Source organism: Leifsonia sp. RCC_180 (assembly GCF_058138205.1).
Genome location: NZ_CP200340.1, coordinates 1854253 through 1873588, shown reverse-complemented (window position 1 = coordinate 1873588; position 19336 = coordinate 1854253). Strand labels below are relative to the sequence as shown.

Below are 19336 nucleotides of genomic sequence, written 5' to 3'. Positions count from 1 at the left end.
CTGTGAACCTCGAACCCCTCGACCCCACGACCCTGCCGGCGCCGGTCGACGTGTCGGACAACCGTCCGGCGCTCGCGATGGTGGATGCCGTCATCGACGCCGGGCCGTACGACGCCACGTGGGAGTCACTGTCCCGCTATCGCGCTCCGCAGTGGTACCGCGACGCCAAGTTCGGCATCTTCCTGCACTGGGGAGCCTTCTCGGTGCCGGCGTTCGGCAACGAGTGGTATCCGCGCACCATGTACCGGCGCGGCACGCCCGCGTTCGACCACCACGTGGCGACGTACGGACCGCATGACCGTTTCGGGTACAAGGATTTCCTTCCGCACTTCCGGATGGAGCGCTACGACCCCGAGGAGTGGGTCGCCCTGTTCAAGCGAGCCGGCGCGCAGTTCGTGGTGCCGGTCGCCGAGCACCACGACGGTTACGCGATGTACGACACCGCACGCTCGCGCTGGAAGGTGACCCAGGTGGGACCCGAGCGCGACGTGATGGGAGACCTCCTCTCGGCCGTCGACCAGGCCTGGCTGATCGCCGGTGCATCGACGCACAGGGCGGAGCACTGGTTCTTCATGAACGGGGGAGCGGAGTTCGACTCGGACGTCCGCGACCCCGCCTACGCCGACCTGTACGGGCCGGCGCTGCGCAAGGAGATGAACCCCACCGAGCGGTTCCTGGAGGACTGGCTGCTGCGAACGGTCGAGATCATCGACTCCTACCGGCCGCAGATCCTCTACTTCGACACCGGGATCGAGGAGCCGTCGTTCGAGCCCTACATCCGCAGACTCGCCGCGTACTACTACAACCGGGCGGCGGAGTGGGGCCGAGAGGTGGTCATCAACTACAAGTGGGACTCGTTCGCGCCCGGATCGGCGGTGCTGGACATCGAGCGCGGCACGATGGGCGGCATCCGGCCCGACGTCTGGCAGAACGACACGTCGGTGTCGCGGACATCGTGGAGCTGGGTGGAGGGCCACGACTACAAGGACGCCTCCGAGCTCATCCAGGAGCTCGTCGACGTGGTCGCGAAGAACGGGAACCTCCTGCTCAACATCGGCCCCCGACCTGACGGGACCATCCCCGAGGAGGAGGCCGCGCTGCTGGAGGCGGTCGGCGACTGGCTGGCCGTGCACGGCGAAGCGATCTACGGCTCCAGCCCCTGGGTCGTGTTCGGCGAGGGCCCGACGGCCCCGGCCGCCGGCTCGTTCACCGACGCCGCGGCAGCCGTCTACACCGCGGAGGACCTCCGCTTCACGAGGATGACCGAGGTCGGCCACGACTACGTCTACGGGATCGGACTCGTCCGCCCGGAGGACGGCCGCATGCGGATCCGCAGCTTCGGCTCGGACAGCCGGTTCATCGACCGGCCGATCATCGACGTGCGGGTGCTGGGGTCGCGTGAGCAGCCGGAATGGACCCGCACGGGCGAGCACCTGGAGGTCGTGCTGCCCGACTCCGAGCTGGCTGGCCCCGGCGGCGCCGTCGTGCGGATCGAGTTGGCGCCGGCGGCTGCCGAGTCACGCATCGACTTCTTCCACGGCCTGAACATCTAGCGACGATGCGAGCCTTCGTGATGGACGGACCCAACCGCGCCTCGGTCGTCGAGGTGCCCGATCCGCGGATCGGCGACTACGACGCTGAAGTCGAGATGCTCTGGTGCGGGGTGTGCTCGAGCACGGACAAGATGCTGCGCGCCGGCACCTTCCGCGGCGGCGTCTCGTACCCCAGCATCCTCGGCCACGAGTCCGTGGGCCGCGTGACGGCGGTCGGTTCGGGCGTGCGAACGCTCGCCGTCGGCGACCTCGTGACGCGGCCCGCTGCCTACCGCGCCGAGTCGGCGCCGCTCGCGATGCACTGGGGCGGGTTCGCCGAACGCGGCGTGATCCACGACATCCGGTCGGAGGCCGAGGATCGGGGGATGACGCCGGGCACAGCGCCCTGGGTGCGGCTGGAGTCCGGCTCGGACCCGCTGTCCGCCGCCCTCGCGATCAGCCTCAGCGAAACTTTCAGCGTCGCCTGCCGAGAGAACCTGCTGGATGCGACTGTCGTCGTGGTCGGCACCGGCGTCGCGGGGCTCTCCCTCATGCGATACGCGTCGCTCCTGGGCGCCGCCCGGGTCATCGCCGTGGGCCGCCGGGCCGAACGACTCGAACAGGCCGCTGATGCCGGAGCGACCGAGACGCTGCTCGCCGACGATGCCGCCGGTGAGCTCAGGCGGCGACACGACGCCGACATCGTGTTCGAAGCCTCCGGCCAGGCATCGATGGTCGACATCGAGTACGGCTGGCTCCGTCCGGGCGGCCGGCTCGTCGTTTACAGCGCCCCCGCGGGCACCGCCGAGCTGGACCTCATGGCGGCACCGCGCGACGTGCGTCTGAGCGTCGCTTCGACCCAGGAGACCGCCGTACTGCCCGGCATCCTGCGGCTCGTGCAGTCGGGCTATCTCGACGTCGATTCGTTCGTGACGCTACGCGTCGACCTTCCCGACATCGGCGTCGCTTTCGACGCCATCGATCGTGGCGAGGTCGTCAAGGCGATGGTGCGACTCACCTGAAGCGTCGCCCGCCGACGCACACCCCAGAACCTATGGAAACGGAGAACATACACATGATCACGATCGACAGCGTGCCGACTCGGCGACTCGCGAGCGGGGCAGTGATGCCCGCAATAGGGGTGGGGACCTTCGGGTCCGACCACTACCGGGCGGAGCAGGTCGCGGCTGCGGTCGGTGGCGCGATCCGGGCCGGCTACCGCCTGATCGACTGCGCGTCGGTGTACGGCAACGAGGCCGAGGTCGGCGCCGTTCTTCAGGAGGCCATCGCCGGCGGTGTGCCCCGCGATGAGCTCTTCGTCATGTCGAAGGTGTGGAACGATGCGCACGAGCCGGACGCGGCGATCGCCTCGGTCCGCCGGTCGCTGAGCGACCTCCGATTGGACGTGCTCGACGCGGTGTTCGTGCACTGGCCGTTCCCGAACCACCACGCACCGTTCGCCGACGCGGCCGACCGCGACCCGGACGCGCGCCCGTACATCCACGAGGAGTACATGGCGCTCTGGCACGCGCTGGAGGGGCTCGTCGACGAGGGAGTCGTGCGGCACCTCGGGACCTCGAACGTCACCGTCCCGAAGCTCACGGCGATCCTCGCCAATGCGCGGATCGCGCCGGCGCTGAACGAGATGGAACTGCACCCGTGCTTCCAGCAGCCCGAGCTCTTCCGGTTCTGCCTCGATCACGGAATCCAGCCGGTGGGCTATTCGCCCCTGGGATCGCCGTCGCGACCCGAACGCGACCGCATCGTCTCGGACGTCTCGGACATGGAGCATCCCGTCGTCGTGTCGATCGCCCGCGCGCACGGCGTGCATCCGGCTTTGATCTGCCTGAAGTGGGCGGTGCAGCGCGGGCAGGTCCCGATCCCGTTCTCGGTGAAGGAACCGCAGTTCGTCGCCAACCTGCGGGCCGTGACCGAGGACCCGCTGACCCCCGCCGAACTCGAGAAGCTGCGATCGGCGGAACAGAACAACCGCCTCATCAAGGGCCAGGTGTTCCTGTGGCCCGGCGCCGACAGCTGGCTCGACCTGTGGGATGTCGACGGCACGATCCCCGGCTGGGACGGCTACGCCGCAGATCGCGCAGCCGGCCACGCAGCCGGCCGTGCAGCAGTGGACGTGACCGCATGATCACCGGCCCGCTCGTCCATCCGCCGCTCCTTGAGGCGCTCGCCTCGTCGGGTCACGGCTCCGGTGTGCTGATCGCCGACGGGAACTATCCGTATCTGACCGCCACCGGACCGGGGGTGCGTTTGATCCACCTCAACCTCCGTCCCGGCCTGCTCGACGTCACGTCGGTGCTGGACGCCGTGCTCACCGTCGTCAACATCGAATCGGCGACCGTCATGCAGACCCCTCCCGGTGTCCCGGCTCCGGCGCAGGACGACTACGCACGCACCCTTGGCGGGGATGTGCCCATGGAGAAGGTCGACAGGTTCGCGTTCTACGACCGGGTGCGCTCGCCCGACGTCGGTGTCGTCATCGCCACCGGCGACGAGCGCCTGTACGGCAACCTGCTGCTCACGGTCGGTCTGCGCTGACGCGGTCGGCCCGAGCAGCCACACCTGAACACGTGACCGGATTCGAGGAGAGAATGACAGCGACGCCCGAGTGGAACGACCCCGCGGTTTACGAGTGGGGGAGTGAACCCGCTCATGCCACTCTCGTGACCTACGACACGCTCGCGGCCGCGCTGAGGGCTGACCGCTCCGCGTCGCCCTTCCGGGTCAGTCTCGACGGGGAGTGGAAGTTCCGGTGGTCACCGAACCCGGAATCGCGGCTGCCTGATTTCGCAGACGAGGACGCCGACGATTCGGGATGGGACCTCCTCCCGGTCCCCTCGAGTTGGCAACTGCACGGGTACGACTTCCCGATCGGGGTCAACACGGTCCTGCCGTGGACCGGCGAGAACGGCAAGAACGAACAACCTGCTCCCACCGGCGACTACCCGCACGCCCCGACGCGCTACAACCCGGTCGGGCAGTACCGGACGACATTCGAGCTCCCTGACGGCTGGGCGGGCCGCCGAACGTTCCTCCAATTCGAGGGCGTGGAATCGGCGTACTACGTCTGGATCAACGGCCGGCGCATCGGCTACCGCGAGGACAGCTACACCCGCGGCGAATTCGAGCTGACCCCGTACGTGCACAGCGGACGGAATGTGCTGGCCGTCGAGGTGTACCGGTGGTCCACAGGGTCCTACCTGGAGAACCAGGACAACGTGCGGCTTTCGGGCATCTTCCGCAGTGTGCTTCTGGTCTCTCGCCCGCCGGTCCTGATTCGGGATTTCACCGTCAGGACTCCGCTCGCTGACGACTTCTCGTCGGCGACTCTCGAGCTGAGCGTCGCGGTGCGCGACGACGCCGGCGCGCGCACGAGCGAGGACTTCGAGGTGCGGGCGACGCTCTTCGATGGAACGGATGCGGGGGCTGTCGAACTCTGGTCACGGTCCGCGCCGGTTGAACTGGTGGGTCCCGGCCAGGATGCATCTGCGGCATTGGCGGAGCCAGTCGTGTCGCCCCGGCTCTGGTCGGCTGAGCATCCAGAGCTCTACACGCTGGTCGTGGAGCTCTGCGACTCGAACGGGTCGGTCGTGGATCGCGTATCCACCCGGGTCGGCTTCCGCCGGGTCGAGATCGTTGACGGCCTGTACCGGATCAATGGGCAGCCGATCTCCCTGAGGGGCGTCAACCGCCACGAGTGGAATCCACGGACCGGTCGCACCCTCAGCGCGGCTGACATGGTCGCCGACATCCGCCTGATGAAGCAGAACAACATCAACGCCGTCCGCACCTCGCACTATCCGAACGACCCGCGGTGGTACGAACTCGCCGACGAGTACGGACTGTACGTGTTCGACGAGGCCAACAACGAGACCCACATCAACCGCGTCGACGCGGAAGGGCGACCGAACATCCCAGGCGATCGGCCGGAACTTCGGGCGCCCCTGCTGTGGCGGATGCGGAACCTGGTCGACCGGGACAAGAACCTCGCGTGCGTGATCGCCTGGTCGATCGGCAACGAGTCGGGAGTCGGCTCGAACCTGAAGGCCATGTACGACTGGGCCAAGGGGTACGACCCGACCCGTCCGGTGAGCTATCAGGATTCGACCGGCTCCGGCTTGGCCGTAGTTCCCTCGGACATTTCCGACTTCGACGGTGACTTCTATCCGCCGGTGTCCGAGCTGATCGACCGGGCCGGCCGCGATCCGAGGCCCTACGTGCTCATCGAGTACGCGTTCAGCCAGGGGAACGCCTCCGGCTTCTTGGCTGAAAGCTGGGCAGCCATCCGCGAGAATCCAGGTCGGGTTCAGGGCGGCTTCCTGTGGGACTGGGCCGACAAGGGCCTGTGGTGGGGAATCCCGGGACGGCCGGGTGAGGAGTTCCTCGCCTACGGAGGCGATTGGGGCGACGATCCGAACGAAGAAGGCGCACACATGAGTGGCCTGCTGCTCTCCGATCGAACTCCGACACCCAAGGTGGAGGAGGCCAAGCTGGCCTACCAACCAGTGAGCATCACCCTGTTGGACCCGGACACCTGGACCATACGGATCACGAACGAGTACCTGTTCACGAGCCTCGACGGTCACAGGCTGCGGTGGGCGGTCACCGAGGACGGAAGAGCCATCGGAAGCGGGAGCATTCCCGGTTCGCAGCTTTCCATAGGGCCGCTGGGAAGCGCGGACGTCACACTTCCGGGCTCGCTGCCGGAACAGCTGCGGGCCGGCTCCGAGTACCGGCTGGAGCTCTCGATCGTTCTCGACGCTCCTACGTCGTGGGCGGAAACGGGACACCTCGTAGCAAGGGCACAATTCGCACTTCCCGCCGTTGCTCCCACCGTCTCGCTCCTTCCGTCGGCCGAGCTGGCCTCGCCGCAACTCCGCCAGACGGAGGAGCTGATCGAGGTCGCAGGCGAAGGCTTCGCGATGGTGATCGACCGCTCCACCGGCCGGCTGACGTCATTGCGATATGACGGCCGCGAAATGCTTTCCAGCGACCTGATGCCGAACTACTGGCGCGCCCCGAACGATCCGGAGCTGTCGATCCCTGAATTCAGGACGTCCCTCCCGGAGCCGTCTCAGCCGTGGCGCGGCGTCGGTGAGGACTGGGCCATCGACGAGATCGAGTCGTCCTCGGTTCCGGGTGGCGTTCGGGTGACGGTGCGTGGCACCGTCACCACCGCGGTGCCGTTCCGTCCCAGCAACCGCATCACGACGTCGCCGCAGTCGATCGTGTACACGATCTACGGCAACGGGCAGGTGGATGTGCTGTCGACATTCGAGCCGGTCCCCGATACCCCCAACCCGCAGGTGATCGGGACGACATTCGGGCTCCGGCCTGAGCTTGCAACCGTCGAATGGTATGGCCGCGGCCCGTGGGAGTCGACCGCCGACCGACACGCGGCGGCCTTCTTCGGCCGCTACTCGGGATCGGTCGCAGATCAGATCACCCGCTACAGCCGACCGCAGGACAGCGCCAACAAAGCTGACACCCGCTGGGCCGCCCTCACCGATGAGGCGGGAAGGGGAGTCCTGCTTGTAGCTGGGGGGAGCATGTACCTGAACGTCCAGCCGAACAGCCCGGACGAGCTGGCCGGGCACCGTCACTGGCACGAGGTGCCGGAATCGTGGCGGACCGTCGTACGTGTGGACGCTGCGCAGGAAGGCCTCCAAGGCGGCAATTGGGACCTGCTGACGCGCCCGGAAGAGTACAGCAACACGCCGGCCAAAGGGCCATACAGCCTGCTCTACCGCATCCTCCCCCTTCGCGAAGGCCAGGATCCGGCAGCTGTGGCAGCGCGAATCCACACATTCGGTTGACCACCGGACACCACCTATCTGGAGATCACCCCATGGCATCCGCCTCGCTCCCCGTCATCACCATCGACGACCGCGTCACCGAATCGACCGGTCTCCCACACGTCTGGAGCCTCTGCGCGGGGGCGGGCCGCGCCAATGAAGCGCTTCGAGCCGATTGGCAGCAGCAGTTCCGCGAGGCGGTGGATCGCCTCGGGTTCCGTTACCTGCGCTTCCACGGCGTGTTCCACGACGACATGTTCGTGTATCGCGGCTCCTACGGCGGAGGCTTCGGGCCGGACGTGCCCCTCGAGACCCCGGTGCACACCTTCTCCTACGTGGACAAGGTGTTCGACTTCCTGATCGATCTAGGCGTGCGCCCGTTCGTGGAGCTCGGCTTCATGCCGCGCGAGCTGGCCACCCAGACCGAGACCGTGTTCTGGTGGGGTGCGCACGCCAGCCCGCCGAACGACATGGGTCGGTGGGTGGAGTTGGTGGAGCGCTCGGTGGAGCACTGGATCGAGCGCTACGGTCTGGCCGAGGTGCGGGAGTGGCGGTTCGAGGTCTGGAACGAGCCCAACCTGGTTCCGCACTTCTGGACCGGTACGAAGACCGAGTACTTCGAGCTGTACGGCCGAACCGTGCAGGCGATCAAGGCGATCGACCCGGAACTCAAGGTCGGCGGCCCGTCGACCAGCGTCTTCGTGCCAGACGACCGCTACGCGGGCGAGACCGAGGACCGCTCGGCTGAGCACGCCACGGCCGCGGCATCCGACCCGGATGCGCTCGACTGGCGACCGGTCTGGATCGAGGACTTCCTCGTCTGGTGCGCGGAGCGGGACCTGCCGGTCGATTTCATCTCGACGCACCTCTATCCCACCGACTTCGCCTTCGGAGCCAACGGCGAGGCCGTCAGCCTCACCCGGTACGCGGATGCGACGCCGGACGACTTGACGGTGCTGCGGCGGCTGATCGGCGAGAGCGCCTATCCGGATGCGGAGGTGCACATCACCGAGTGGTCGAGCTCCCCGTCGAGCCGCGACCATATCCACGACACCGTATTCGCCGCCACCTACATCACGCGGGCCTATCTCCGTTCCGCAGCTCTAGCCGACTCCATCTCCTACTGGACCTTCACCGACATCTTCGAGGAGGGCGGCGCCGGCCTCGGACCGTTCCACGGCGGATTCGGCCTGGTGAACGAGCAGGGAATCCACAAGCCGACCTTCCACGCCTTCGCGATGCTGAACCGGCTGGGCGACCGGCTGATCGCCTCCACTGCGCGAGGCGTGGTCTCGCAGCACAGCGCAACGGGAGAACTGGCCGCGCTGTTCTACAACTACCCCGACGACATGAGCAACCGTTCGGTCGGCTCGCGCAACACTTATCAGGCAACGCGCGACCTGATCGGTATGGGACCCGAGCAGCGCGTTCGCCACACCATCGGCGGGCTGGAGCCGGGCGCGGTCTTCGCGGTCGAGATCCTCGCGCCCGGACACGGCGACGCGGCCGAGGCGTGGAGCGCCATCGGTCAGCCCCTCAACCTCTCGCGCGGCCAGACCGCGTACCTGCGCGAGCAGGGCGACGCCCTTCAGCGCCATACTCTGGTCGCCTCGGAGAACGGCACCCTCGAGATCGACCTGGCCCTCGCCCCCTGGGCGGTGGCGTCGGTCTTCGCGCTCTGAGCGCCGCGATGAGTGCTCACCGCAGGTTCGGTGGCGGGCCGTCGCCCAGGTGTGTCGGCACGCCCTCGAACAGCTGCAGCCGGCCGTCGAAGCTTCGGAGCGACGTCGTCTGGAAGAGGACATCGGGCCAGCCGTCATAGATCCGGTCGCTTCCGGTGGCGCCGTTGACGACAGGGAACAGCACCACCCGGTACCGGTCCACCAGGCCGGCGCTGAGCAGCGCCCGGCACAAGCTCGGGCTGCCGAGCGTTCGAAGTGGCGTATCACCCTCTTTGAGCTGTCGCACGAACTCCACAGAATCGCCGTCGACCAGGGTCGTATTCGGCCAGTCCAGTGGTTCGCGGAGGCTGCGGGAGAACACCACCTTCTCCCGGCTGGTGAGCGGTGAAACGTCCTCCTCGCCCGTCTCTGCGAAGCCGGTGAATAGCCGGTACGTGCGAGCACCCATGAGCAGGGTGAACGGCTGTGTGCTGTCTTCGCGCAAGAACTCGTCATACTCCGGGCCGCCCATGCCCCACAGTCCCGGCCACCCTTCGGCCGACCCGTACCCGTCCAGCGACGTGATGTAGTCGATCATCAACTCGGCCATGCGCTGCCTCCATCCTCGTGCGACGAAGGCTAGTGGCCGGCTCCCGGCGCGAATAGGGCCCGGCTCACTCGATGCGGTTGGGCGACAGCAGCTTCCCGCGGAGTGTGCCAGGCTGAGGGAGACGCTCCGCGCCGAGCAAAGGACACTCATGCCATCGTTTCGTGCCACCATCCGCCAGGCAGGCAAGACGGCTACCGGCATACCGGTTCCGGCGGCGGTCGTCGAGGAGTTGGGCTCCGGGAAGAAGCCGGCCGTCGTCGTGCGGATCGGGTCGTACGAGTACCGGTCGACGGTGGCCAGCATGGGCGGGGAGTTCCTGATCCCGCTCAGCGCCGAGCACCGAGCCGCTTCGGGAGTCGCCGGAGGCGACGAGGTCGAGGTGACGCTGACCCTGGACGACGTGCCGCGGGAGGTGCCGCTGCCGCCCGAAGTGCGGGAGGCGCTGGATGCGTCTCCGGCGCTCGCCGCCGCCTACGCCGCCCTCTCGTACAGCAGGCAACGGGCGCTGATCGAGCCGATCGACCAGGCGAAGACCGCAGAGACGCGGGATCGCCGTGTGGAGAAGGCGCTCGCGGTTCTCGCCGACGGGTGAGCGGCGCCGGGCGTGCACGGGCTGAGCTGGCTGCTCTTATTGGCTGCACCATGCCGATAATGGGGTGATGAGGGCACGGAGCTTCGTGACCGCCGTGGCGGCTCTCGCCACCACCGCAGCGGTTGTACTTGTGCTTGGCGGCTGCACCGGGGTGGGGAGCGGGTCCGTACATTCGGCCTCCGCGCACGCCGAACCGACCGGTACCGCATCGGGGTCGACGGCCGTACCCAGCACCAGCGCACCGGTGGCGTCGGGTGCGCTGCAGCACGTCGTCGTGATCCTTGAGGAGAACAAGCCCCCATCCCGCATCGTGGGGAACGCTGACGCGCCGTACTTCAACCAGTTGCTGACGCAGTACGCGCATGCGACGCAGTACAGCGCCATCACGCATCCCAGCCTCCCGAACTATCTGGCGCTCACCAGCGGCACCACCGGAGGCATCACCTCCGACTGCAACCCGCCGGGAGGCTCCTGCCTGGTCACCTCCCGGAACCTCGCCGACTCTCTCCGCGCGGCAGACCGGAGCTGGCGGATGTACGCGGAAGGAATGCCCGCGCCTTGCTCGGCCCCCAATACAGACCGGTACGCGGTCAAGCACAACCCCTTCCTCTACTACCCGAGCGTGACGGCGTCCCCGGAGTACTGCCGCCAGCATGATGTGCCGTTCGATGCGTTCTCGGCGGACCTCGCCACCACGTCGTCGCTTCCCGCGTTCTCGTTCGTGAGTCCGGACCTCTGCAACGACATGCACAACTGTCCGATCGCCACCGGGGATGCATGGCTCTCTGGAGTCGTTCCCGAGATCCTGGAATCCCCGGCCTTCACATCGCAGCGGTCGCTGCTCGTCGTGACGTTCGACGAGGGCGACAGCAGCGACAACGTCGTCGCGTGCGTCTTCGCCGGGCCGGCCGCGCGGCGCGGAGCCGTCTCGAACGTCCCCTATTCGCACTATTCCCTGTTACGGACGATCGAAGACGGGCTCGGCCTCCCGCCTGTGGGGGAGAGCGCGGGAGCGACGCCGATGACGGACCTGCTCGGCGGCTGACGTCCCGGGGAACTGATCGCAGGCGGCTTGCCCACCACCGCCCTCGGCGTGGCGGGCGGATCACCCCCGCTTGACCGCATAGCGGTGCTCGGGACGGCCGGTCGCCCCATACCGCAACTCCAGGCGGAGGACGCCGCTCTGCTCCAGCTGTGTCAGCGCGCGCTGCGCCGTCGTCCGGCTGACACCGACCGCCGCGGCCACATCGGACGCGGAGATGCTCGAGGCGCTGCCGGAGACCGCATCGAATACGGCTTGCAGGGTCGGGGCGAGCCGGCGGATCGCATCGGCCTGGGCGGCCGTCGCCGGTCGCAGCAGGTCGAAGATCCGGTCGATGTCCTGCTGGGTCGCCACCGCCGGAAACCGGGCGAGGTCGTCCTGCGCCCGCCTGAACGCGCTGAGCCGTTCCGCCAGCTCAGCGAAGCCGAACGGTTTCACGAGGTAGTGGAGGGCGCCGAGCTGGACCGCACGACGCACCGTTCCGACGTCGTTCGCGGCGGAAATCATCAGGACGGCCGGGGGAGCCGGGTCGGCAAGGAGGCTGCGCACCACGTCGAGGCCGTCCTCATCGGGAAGGTACACATCCATCAGCACCAACTCGGGGCGAAGCGACGCCGCCAGAGCGCGGGCGTCCGTCCCCGTGTGCGCGGTGCCCACTACCTGGAAGCCCGGCACCGCCTCGACGAAACCGACGTGCACCCCGGCCACCCGGAAATCGTCGTCGACCACCAGGACGGTAATGGGGTGCTCGCTCACCGTGTCACCTCCCCGGGCTGGGCGCCGGCGCGGGGGAGGACGACGGTGAAGGCGGCACCCGGGCCTTCCGACACGCTGACGGTGCCCCCGAGTTTCGCCACCGTCGACTGGACGAGAGACAGGCCGAGCCCGCTATGGCGCACTGCAGAGCCTTGCTTTGTCGTATAGCCGTTGGTGAAGATCCGCGGGACCTCCGTGCTCTGGACGCCCGGACCGCTGTCCGAGACGCGTACGGTGAGCGAGTGGGGCGACTCGACGATGCTCACGACCGTCCGACGCGGCGCCGGTGCACCCGTCAGAGCGTCGAAGGCGTTGTCGATGAGATTGCCCAGGATGGTCGTCAGCGCCTGGACCCGGTCGGGTGCCTCGCCGAGGTCGGTGTCGGGCGCGATGACCAGGTCGATGCCCCGCTCGTTGGCTTCCGCGGCTTTCCCGAGGAGGAGTCCGATGATCATCGGAGCGCCGATGTGGGTGCGCAGCGTGCTGTCGAGGTCGGCGGTCGTGCCGCGGATCTCATTCAGGTACTGCAGAGCCTCGTCCGGACGGCCGAGTTCGAGCAGCCCGGAGAGCGCGTGCATCCGATTGGAGAACTCGTGCTGCTGCGCGCGGATGGATTCGGCGAAGCTGCGCTCGCCGTCAAGCTGTCGGGTCAGGGCTGTCAATTCCGTTCGGTCCTGCAGGGTGACGACGGCGCCGTGCTCTCGGCCCCCGATGGTCACCGGCATGCGGTTGATAACCAGGACGTAGTCGTCGGTGATCGCAATCGCGTCCGTGATCGCCGTCGTTCCCGTCAGGGTGTCGCGGATGGGAGTCGCAGCGAGGACCTCGTCCAGGAACCGTCCTCCCGCGCCGTCAGGGAGGTGGAGCAGCCGCCGAGCCTCATCGTTGACGACGGTGATCCGGCCGGCCGGGTCGATGGCGATGACGCCCTCGCGGATGCCGTGCAGCGTCGCCTCCCGTTCTTGCAGGAGCCGGGCGATCTCATCCAGCTCCAGACCGAACGTGCGCCGCTTCAGGAGACTCGCCAGCGCGAACGAGGCGAGCGCTCCGACAGCGAGCACGAGCACGAACCACGCCGCGTACGTCGGGAGTTCGGCGAGAAGTTCGCTGCTGACACTGCTCTCCCGGATGCCGACGGAGACTTCGCCGACCACGGTCGTGCCCTTCCCGAACAGCGGAACGCGGGCATTGGCGTTCACCCCGGTCGCTCCCGAGTCCACTCCGAGGTGCACCCGGCCGTCTGCCGCGACCAGCGGCTCGGACACCTTCTGTCCGATGAGGGACGGGTCGGGGTGCGAGTGCCGCACCCGGTTGCGGTCGATCACGACGACGTAGCCGGCGCCCGTGCGCGCTGCCGTCTCTGAGGCAAGAGTCTGCACCGTCTCTGCGCAGTCCGGGCCGGGCGACGTCATACACGTGCGGATCTCGGGAATGCCCGCGAAGGTCTGGGCGATCCCCGCCGCCCTCGCTTGGTAGTCGGCGTCGAGGTTGCTGCGCGCGGTCTGCGCGAAGAGGACGAAGCCGATCACCAGCGAGGCGGTGAGGATCGCCACCTGAGCCAGCAGGATCTGGCTCGACAGTCGCCTGATCCGTCGTCGCATCCCGGAAAGTCTTTCATCCGGACCTTCGCATTGCACGCGCGCAGAACGCGCAGAACCTTCGGCAACGCTCAGATCCCACCCAATGGACCACAAGCGCGACACCGGGGCGGCGACTGACGGAGCATCGTCCTCACACACCGAAAGACAGAGAGGTCTTCGAGATGGTTGGACAACGACCCCGTGACAGCGTCACGACCCCAGCGTCCGAGTCGGCGCGCATCGACATCGTCGGACTGACCAAGCGATTCTTGACCCCCAAGGGCGAGACATTCACGGCCATCCGCGACGTCACCTTCACGGTGGAGCCCGGAAGCTTCTGCGCGATCGTCGGGCCGACCGGCTGCGGCAAATCCACGACACTGGCTCAAGTCTCCGGGCTGGAGCAGCCCAGCGCCGGCACGGTGAGTGTGGGCAGCCGCATCGTCGAGGGCATCACCTCAGGAGTGAGCTACATGTTCCAGGCGGATTCCCTCTTCCCCTGGAAGACAGTCCTCAACAACGTGATGATCGGCCCCATCCTGATGGGCACTCCCAAGCGGGAGGCGACCGCACTCGCCCTGGACTGGCTGCGCCGCGTCGGTCTCTCCGGATTCGAGGATCGCTACCCGCACCAGCTCTCCGGTGGCATGCGCAAGCGTGTCGCCATGGCGGCGGCGCTGATCAACAACCCGCGCATCCTGCTCATGGACGAGCCGTTCGGGGCACTCGACGTGCAGACCAAGGCGATCATGCAGACCGAGCTGCTGCAGCTCTGGGAGCAGTTGCGCCCCACCGTGCTCTTCATCACCCACGACCTCGACGAAGCGGTTGCGCTCGCCGACCAGGTCGTGATCATGACCAGCAGCCCGGGCACGGTCAAGGACGTCTTCGATGTCGACCTCCCTCGCCCGCGCGGCGATGTGCAGCAAATCCGCCACGAGGAGCGCTTCCTCGAGATCCAGGGCCGGATCTGGGAGTCGCTGCGCGACGAAGTCACCCGGGCCTACCAGCAGACATCAGGAGCGGCAGCGTGACCACCATGACCGCAACCGGAACACCCCCGTCCGGTCTCGCCGACACCCGTGAGACCGATCTGCAACTCGCGGGCCGCCGGGCCATCAAACGGCGAACCACCGCAGTGTGGTTCGGACGTATCGCCGTCGCCGTGATCGTCGTCGGGGGGTGGCAGTGGTTCACCTCAGCGGGCTGGGTCGACAAGTTCTTCTATGGACAGCCTTCGGGCATCTGGGACAGCCTCGTGCGGCTGTTCACCCAAGGGACCGCCTTCGGCACCATCTGGGAGAACCTCTGGATCACCGTCCAGGAGGCGTTCCTCGGCTTCGTCGTGGGCACCATCGCCGGCGTGGTGATCGGTATCCTCCTCGGGTCCAACCGCTATCTCGCGTCGGTGTTCGGCCCGTACATCAAAATCGTCAACTCCATCCCTCGCATCGTGCTCGGCTCGATCTTCATCGTCGCCTTCGGGCTGGGGGTGGTACCCAAGGTGCTGCTGGCCGCTGTGCTGGTCTTCTTCGTGGTGTTCTTCAATGCGTTCCAAGGCGTCCGCGAGGTCGATCCCAACCTCGTCGCCAACGTCCGCGTCCTCGGAGCTTCGCCCTCACAGGTCGCGCGGCACGTGACCATCCCCTCTGCCATGACGTGGATCATCGCCAGCCTGCACACTGCGTTCGGCTTTGCGATCATCGGCGCGCTGGTCGCCGAAGTGCTGGGCGCCCAGCACGGCATCGGACTGATCATCAGCCAGTCGCAAGGAAACTTCGATCCCGACACTGTCTTCGCCTGCATGGTCATCGTCGCGGTCGTGACGCTGGTCGCCGAATACCTCATCACCCTCCTCGAGAAGGCGCTGCTGAAGTGGCGGCCACCGAGCCGCTCTGAAGCCCAGGCCATCTGAGCTGTGAAGACCTGCAATGACGCAGAACGCCGGCACGCCGGCACCACGAAAGGAACCCCAATGAACAAGCGCACCATCGGTGTCATCGCAGCCGCGGGCATCGTTGCTCTCGGACTCGCCGCCTGCAGTTCTGGCGGCACAGGATCTGGCGGGGGCGGTTCATCCGCCGCGTCGATGCCGACCGTCAAGATGATGGTCGGCGGGATCGACAAGCAGATCTACCTGCCCTATCAGCTCGCCCAGAGCCTCGGCTATTACAAGAAGTACGGGGTCAACATGGAACTCTCGACCGAGCAGAACGGCGGTGTCGGCGCCGAGGAGGCGATGGCGTCCGGACAGGTCGACATGGCCGGAGCCTGGTACATCCACGCGGTCGACTTCCAAGCCAAGGGCAAGGATGTCGTCAACCTCGTCCAGTTGTCCGGTGCCCCGGGTGAGCGCGAGATGTGCAGCGCGAAAAGCGGTGTGAAGTCCGCCGCCGACTTCGCGGGCAAGAACCTCGGAGTCACCGACCTCGGCTCGGGCACCGACGAGCTGACGCAGTTCCTCGCCGCCAAGCATGGCATCGACAAGAAGCAGTACAACACGATCGCGGTCCACGCCGGATCAACGGCAATCGCTGCCATCCAACGCAACAGTGCCGACTGCGTGATGACCACACAGCCGACTGTGGGTGCCCTCACCTCCCAGAAGCTCGCGACCACCGCCGTTGACCTGGCGACTACCGCCGGGGCGACCAAGGCCCTAGGGGGCGCATGGCCCGCAGCCGGACTGCTCGCAAACGCCAGCTGGGTGAAGGCACACGAGGACGCCGCGCAGAAAACTGTCGACGCCCTCGTCGCCACGATGCACTGGATCGCCACTCACAGCGCGAAGGACATCGCCGACAAGCTGCCGCAGGATTTCGTGCAGAACAGCACCATCAGCAAGCAGCAGTACATCGATGGACTCACCTCCGACAAAGGACAGTTCCTCCCGGACGGCATCATGCCCGCCGGTGGCCCCAAGGTGATCTTCAACATGGAGAAGACGTTGGGCCTCGACACGTCCAAGGTGTCGTACGCCAGCACCTTCACCAACAAGTACGCTGACGCCGCGAACAAGCTCGAGGGCTTCACACCCACGACGAAGCCCGCAGGCGCCAACGGCTGACCCGTGGGCAGTAGGGCGCAGGTCCGCTGCCGCACGAACCGAAAGACCCGCCGGGTGCTGCCCGGCGGGTCTTCCGGCGCGCCACGTCACCCTGGCAAGCGGACCGGCTGCGTAGGGAGCGAGCGTAACGTCGGTCGCATGAAGGCAAGCCGTGGACATACGGTGCTGGATCGGACCTTCCTCATCAGCCTGATCCTCAAGGGGCTGGATGGCGTGATCGAACTGATCGGCGGCGTCGCCCTCCTTGTTATCACGCCGGAACAGATTGCGGCGGTGGTGCAGTCGCTCACCCGGCCTGAACTCAGCGAGGATCCGAACGATCCCCTCGCGAACTGGATCGTCCGCTACGCCGACTCACTCGACGTCTCCACCACTCTGTTCGGCGCCGTGTACCTGCTCGTCCACGGCGTGGTGAAGATCTTCCTCGTGGTGGCGGTCCTGCGGGTCAAGCTCTGGGCCTACCCCTGGCTGATCGGCTTCCTCGTCCTCTTCATCGGTTATCAGGGCTTCGAGTTGATCGTGCACTTCAGTTGGGGATTGCTTCTGCTGACAGCGTTCGACATCTTCATCGTCATCCTCACCGTTCGCGAATACCGTCTCCGCAGGCACGACCCGGCCGGAGCCGGCCGGTGATCGACGCAGCCGACGCAGCTCCAGAGCTACGCCGCGTGCTCGCCCGGCAGTCGCAGCAACGCCCCCGGTATGCGGCACGTCGCGGCGGCGATGGACATGGCCTCGTCGAGCATGCGGGTCGTCTCTTGGGCCGTATCCGGCAAGCCGGCGCGGGCGAGCGTCGCGGTGATCGAGGCGAGGGTGGCGTCTCCGGCGCCCATGGTGTCCACGATGGGGGCGGTCATCGGGTGGACGGGCCGGTGAACGGTGACGCCGGACGTCAGCAGAAGAGTTGCCCCGGCCGCGCCCTCGGTGGCCAGCACCGCGGACGGGCCCAGCCCGAGCAGTCGGCGCGCCACGATGGCGAGGGGCTCCCCGTACAGGAGTCCTGCATCTTCGTCGCCGATCTTCACGAGAAGGCTTCGCCGGGCGAGATCCTCGAAGCCGGTTCGGAACGCATCCACGTCAGAGATCAGGTGCTCACGCGGATTGGGGTCCAGTACGAGCCGTGACGGTGAAGCGTGGACCGCCTCGGACAGGAGCTCCGCTTGTCCGGCATCGTCGAACGGGAAGGAGCTCACGACGATGAGGGCGGAGTCGTCGAGCGCGGCCCGCTGGCTGCTGTCGAAAGCAAGTCGCCGTGCACGCGCTGCGTCGTTGAAGACGTAACGCGGTTCGCCTGCGCTGCGGTCGGAGACTGCGCGCGCTGAGACCGTGGCCCCGGTGGCCAGGAGGCGGACGCCGAACGACGCCAGATGCGCACGAATGTCGTCGCCGGCCCGATCATCGCCCACCATGGCCAGCAGTGAAGCGGAGACTCCGAGCCGAGCGAGCCCCACCGCGACGTTCAGGCCCGCACCACCGACGTGTTCCTCGACGGCGGTGGGCGAGCGGAGTTCGTCGATCAGCGCATCGCCGATGACGGAGATCGCCGGCGTGGTCACGATGGCCGGATCTCGCCGGAACCGCGGCGGATCAGGGTGGTGGGCACGACGAACGTCTGAGATTCCAGTTCGGCCCCGTCGAGCCGGCCGAAGATGCGGTCGGCGGCACGGTGCCCGATCTGGGCTGCGTCCTGGGCCACGACCGTGAGGCCGGGCTCCAGGAGGTCGGCCAGTTCGACGTCATCGAAGCCGACCAGCGCGACCCTGCGGTGGGCCCCGAGGCGCCGGAGGGCGCGGAGAGCGCCCATCGTGATCAGGTTCTGCGCGCTGAAGATGGCGGTCGGAGGGGTGGATGCGGTGAAGAGCGATGCGACCGCGGCCTCCGCCTGCGCTTCGTCGGTCAGGCCCTCGACGATCGTCACTTCTCCTGTGGCGATGCCGGCCCGGCCGAGCTCCTCCATGAAGCCCCGTTTGCGTTCGCGGGCGGTCTGGATCTCGGGCCGGTCACCGAGGTAGGCGATGTGCCGGTGGCCGTACCCGATGAGATGGCGCGTTGCTTCGGCCGCGCCGTCGGCGTTGCTGGACACGACGGCGTCGGCCTCCAACCCGGTCGGTTCGCGGTCGATGAACACCAGCGGTGTGCCGTGCCTCTGTTCCGCCAGGAGATAGGCCTGGCTGGGTTTGATGGTCGTGAGGATCAGGCCGTCGACCCGGCGCTTCAGGAAAGCGTCGACCGCCTTCTCCTCCTGGTTGGGATCATCGTCGAGGCTGGAGGCGAAGACCGCGACTCCGCGCTGCGCAGCTCTGTCCTCGACGGCGCGATGCAGCGCGCCGGAGAACGGGTTCGAGACACTTCCGACCAGAAGCCCGATCGTGCCGGTGCGTCGGTCCGTTCGGCGGAGATTGCCCGCGTGCAGGTCGGGCTGGAAATTCAGGTCGGCGACGGCTCTCTGGACCCGTTCGATCGTCGCCGCGGACACGTGCGGCTCGCCGTTGATGACGCGGCTGACCGTCTTGACGCCTACGCCGGCCAGAGTGGCGACATCGCGCATCGTCGACCGTCTGGGGGAACCTGACACCGATGTCACGTTTTTGTCTCCAATTGAGTGATGTTGCTTGACTATAGCCTCCTCCATGGCCTAAACCTAACCATGACACCGTTGTCAACCGACGGCGGGTCCACGCAC

17 protein-coding genes are annotated in these 19336 nt (G+C 67.3%); 12 read left to right on the top strand and 5 right to left on the bottom strand.

What is annotated here, in order from left to right:
- The first annotated feature begins 2 nt into the window (after positions 1 to 2).
- The 6 genes from AB7E03_RS09290 to AB7E03_RS09265 are packed head-to-tail and all read left to right on the top strand — an operon-like array spanning position 3 to position 9027.
- On the top strand, positions 3 to 1553 hold the full coding sequence (locus tag AB7E03_RS09290) for an alpha-L-fucosidase (protein WP_489941136.1): 1551 nt from the start codon (positions 3 to 5) through the stop codon (positions 1551 to 1553).
- Between the two features lie 20 nt (positions 1554 to 1573).
- The gene (locus AB7E03_RS09285) at positions 1574 to 2554 is read left to right on the top strand and encodes a zinc-binding dehydrogenase (protein WP_489941135.1); all 981 of its coding nucleotides are present in this window, start codon (positions 1574 to 1576) and stop codon (positions 2552 to 2554) included.
- 53 nt (positions 2555 to 2607) lie between these two features.
- Positions 2608 to 3678, top strand: coding sequence for an aldo/keto reductase (locus AB7E03_RS09280; RefSeq protein WP_489941134.1), 1071 nt, complete (start codon positions 2608 to 2610; stop codon positions 3676 to 3678).
- Positions 3675 to 4088: an RbsD/FucU family protein gene (locus AB7E03_RS09275; protein ID WP_489941133.1), complete on the top strand. Its 414-nt coding sequence runs from the start codon at positions 3675 to 3677 to the stop codon at positions 4086 to 4088. Before AB7E03_RS09280 ends, AB7E03_RS09275 begins: the two co-directional genes overlap by 4 nt.
- A 53-nt stretch (positions 4089 to 4141) precedes the next feature.
- Positions 4142 to 7366, top strand: a complete 3225-nt coding sequence (locus AB7E03_RS09270) for a glycoside hydrolase family 2 TIM barrel-domain containing protein (protein WP_489941132.1) — start codon at positions 4142 to 4144, stop codon at positions 7364 to 7366.
- Positions 7367 to 7398: 32 nt separating this feature from the next.
- Positions 7399 to 9027: a GH39 family glycosyl hydrolase gene (locus tag AB7E03_RS09265; protein ID WP_489941131.1), complete on the top strand. Its 1629-nt coding sequence runs from the start codon at positions 7399 to 7401 to the stop codon at positions 9025 to 9027.
- 16 nt (positions 9028 to 9043) lie between these two features.
- Here the strand turns inward: AB7E03_RS09265 and AB7E03_RS09260 are convergent, their stop codons facing one another.
- On the bottom strand, positions 9044 to 9616 hold the full coding sequence (locus tag AB7E03_RS09260) for a dihydrofolate reductase family protein (RefSeq protein WP_489941130.1): 573 nt from the start codon (positions 9614 to 9616) through the stop codon (positions 9044 to 9046).
- Positions 9617 to 9764: 148 nt separating this feature from the next.
- Here AB7E03_RS09260 and AB7E03_RS09255 point away from each other — a divergent pair, with 148 nt between their 5' ends.
- Together AB7E03_RS09255 and AB7E03_RS09250 are read left to right on the top strand one after the other, a co-directional pair.
- A complete protein-coding gene (locus tag AB7E03_RS09255; protein WP_489941129.1) occupies positions 9765 to 10208 on the top strand; it encodes a YdeI/OmpD-associated family protein in 444 nt (147 codons plus the stop codon).
- A gap of 67 nt (positions 10209 to 10275) precedes the next feature.
- On the top strand, positions 10276 to 11253 hold the full coding sequence (locus AB7E03_RS09250; protein WP_489941128.1) for an alkaline phosphatase family protein: 978 nt from the start codon (positions 10276 to 10278) through the stop codon (positions 11251 to 11253).
- 60 nt (positions 11254 to 11313) lie between these two features.
- Here AB7E03_RS09250 and AB7E03_RS09245 read toward each other — a convergent pair whose 3' ends face one another.
- A complete protein-coding gene (locus AB7E03_RS09245; RefSeq protein ID WP_489941127.1) occupies positions 11314 to 12006 on the bottom strand; it encodes a response regulator in 693 nt (230 codons plus the stop codon).
- Positions 12003 to 13607, bottom strand: coding sequence for a sensor histidine kinase (locus AB7E03_RS09240; protein WP_489941126.1), 1605 nt, complete (start codon positions 13605 to 13607; stop codon positions 12003 to 12005). Before AB7E03_RS09240 ends, AB7E03_RS09245 begins: the two co-directional genes overlap by 4 nt.
- Before the next feature lie 161 nt (positions 13608 to 13768).
- Here AB7E03_RS09240 and AB7E03_RS09235 point away from each other — a divergent pair, with 161 nt between their 5' ends.
- From AB7E03_RS09235 to AB7E03_RS09220, 4 genes are all read left to right on the top strand, one after another.
- Positions 13769 to 14620, top strand: coding sequence for an ABC transporter ATP-binding protein (locus AB7E03_RS09235; protein ID WP_489941125.1), 852 nt, complete (start codon positions 13769 to 13771; stop codon positions 14618 to 14620).
- A gap of 5 nt (positions 14621 to 14625) precedes the next feature.
- A complete protein-coding gene (locus AB7E03_RS09230) occupies positions 14626 to 15501 on the top strand; it encodes an ABC transporter permease (protein WP_489942894.1) in 876 nt (291 codons plus the stop codon).
- Positions 15502 to 15561: 60 nt separating this feature from the next.
- A complete protein-coding gene (locus tag AB7E03_RS09225; RefSeq protein WP_489941124.1) occupies positions 15562 to 16653 on the top strand; it encodes an ABC transporter substrate-binding protein in 1092 nt (363 codons plus the stop codon).
- 138 nt (positions 16654 to 16791) lie between these two features.
- Entirely contained in the window at positions 16792 to 17286 is a 495-nt protein-coding gene (locus AB7E03_RS09220) for a DUF2127 domain-containing protein (protein ID WP_489941123.1), read from the top strand.
- A 26-nt stretch (positions 17287 to 17312) separates the two neighbouring features.
- On the opposite strand, the gene AB7E03_RS09215 is transcribed toward AB7E03_RS09220, so the two are convergent.
- Positions 17313 to 18209, bottom strand: coding sequence for a PfkB family carbohydrate kinase (locus AB7E03_RS09215; RefSeq protein WP_489941122.1), 897 nt, complete (start codon positions 18207 to 18209; stop codon positions 17313 to 17315).
- Positions 18206 to 19201, bottom strand: a complete 996-nt coding sequence (locus AB7E03_RS09210) for a LacI family DNA-binding transcriptional regulator (protein WP_489941121.1) — start codon at positions 19199 to 19201, stop codon at positions 18206 to 18208. Before AB7E03_RS09210 ends, AB7E03_RS09215 begins: the two co-directional genes overlap by 4 nt.
- Positions 19202 to 19336 lie beyond the last annotated feature (135 nt).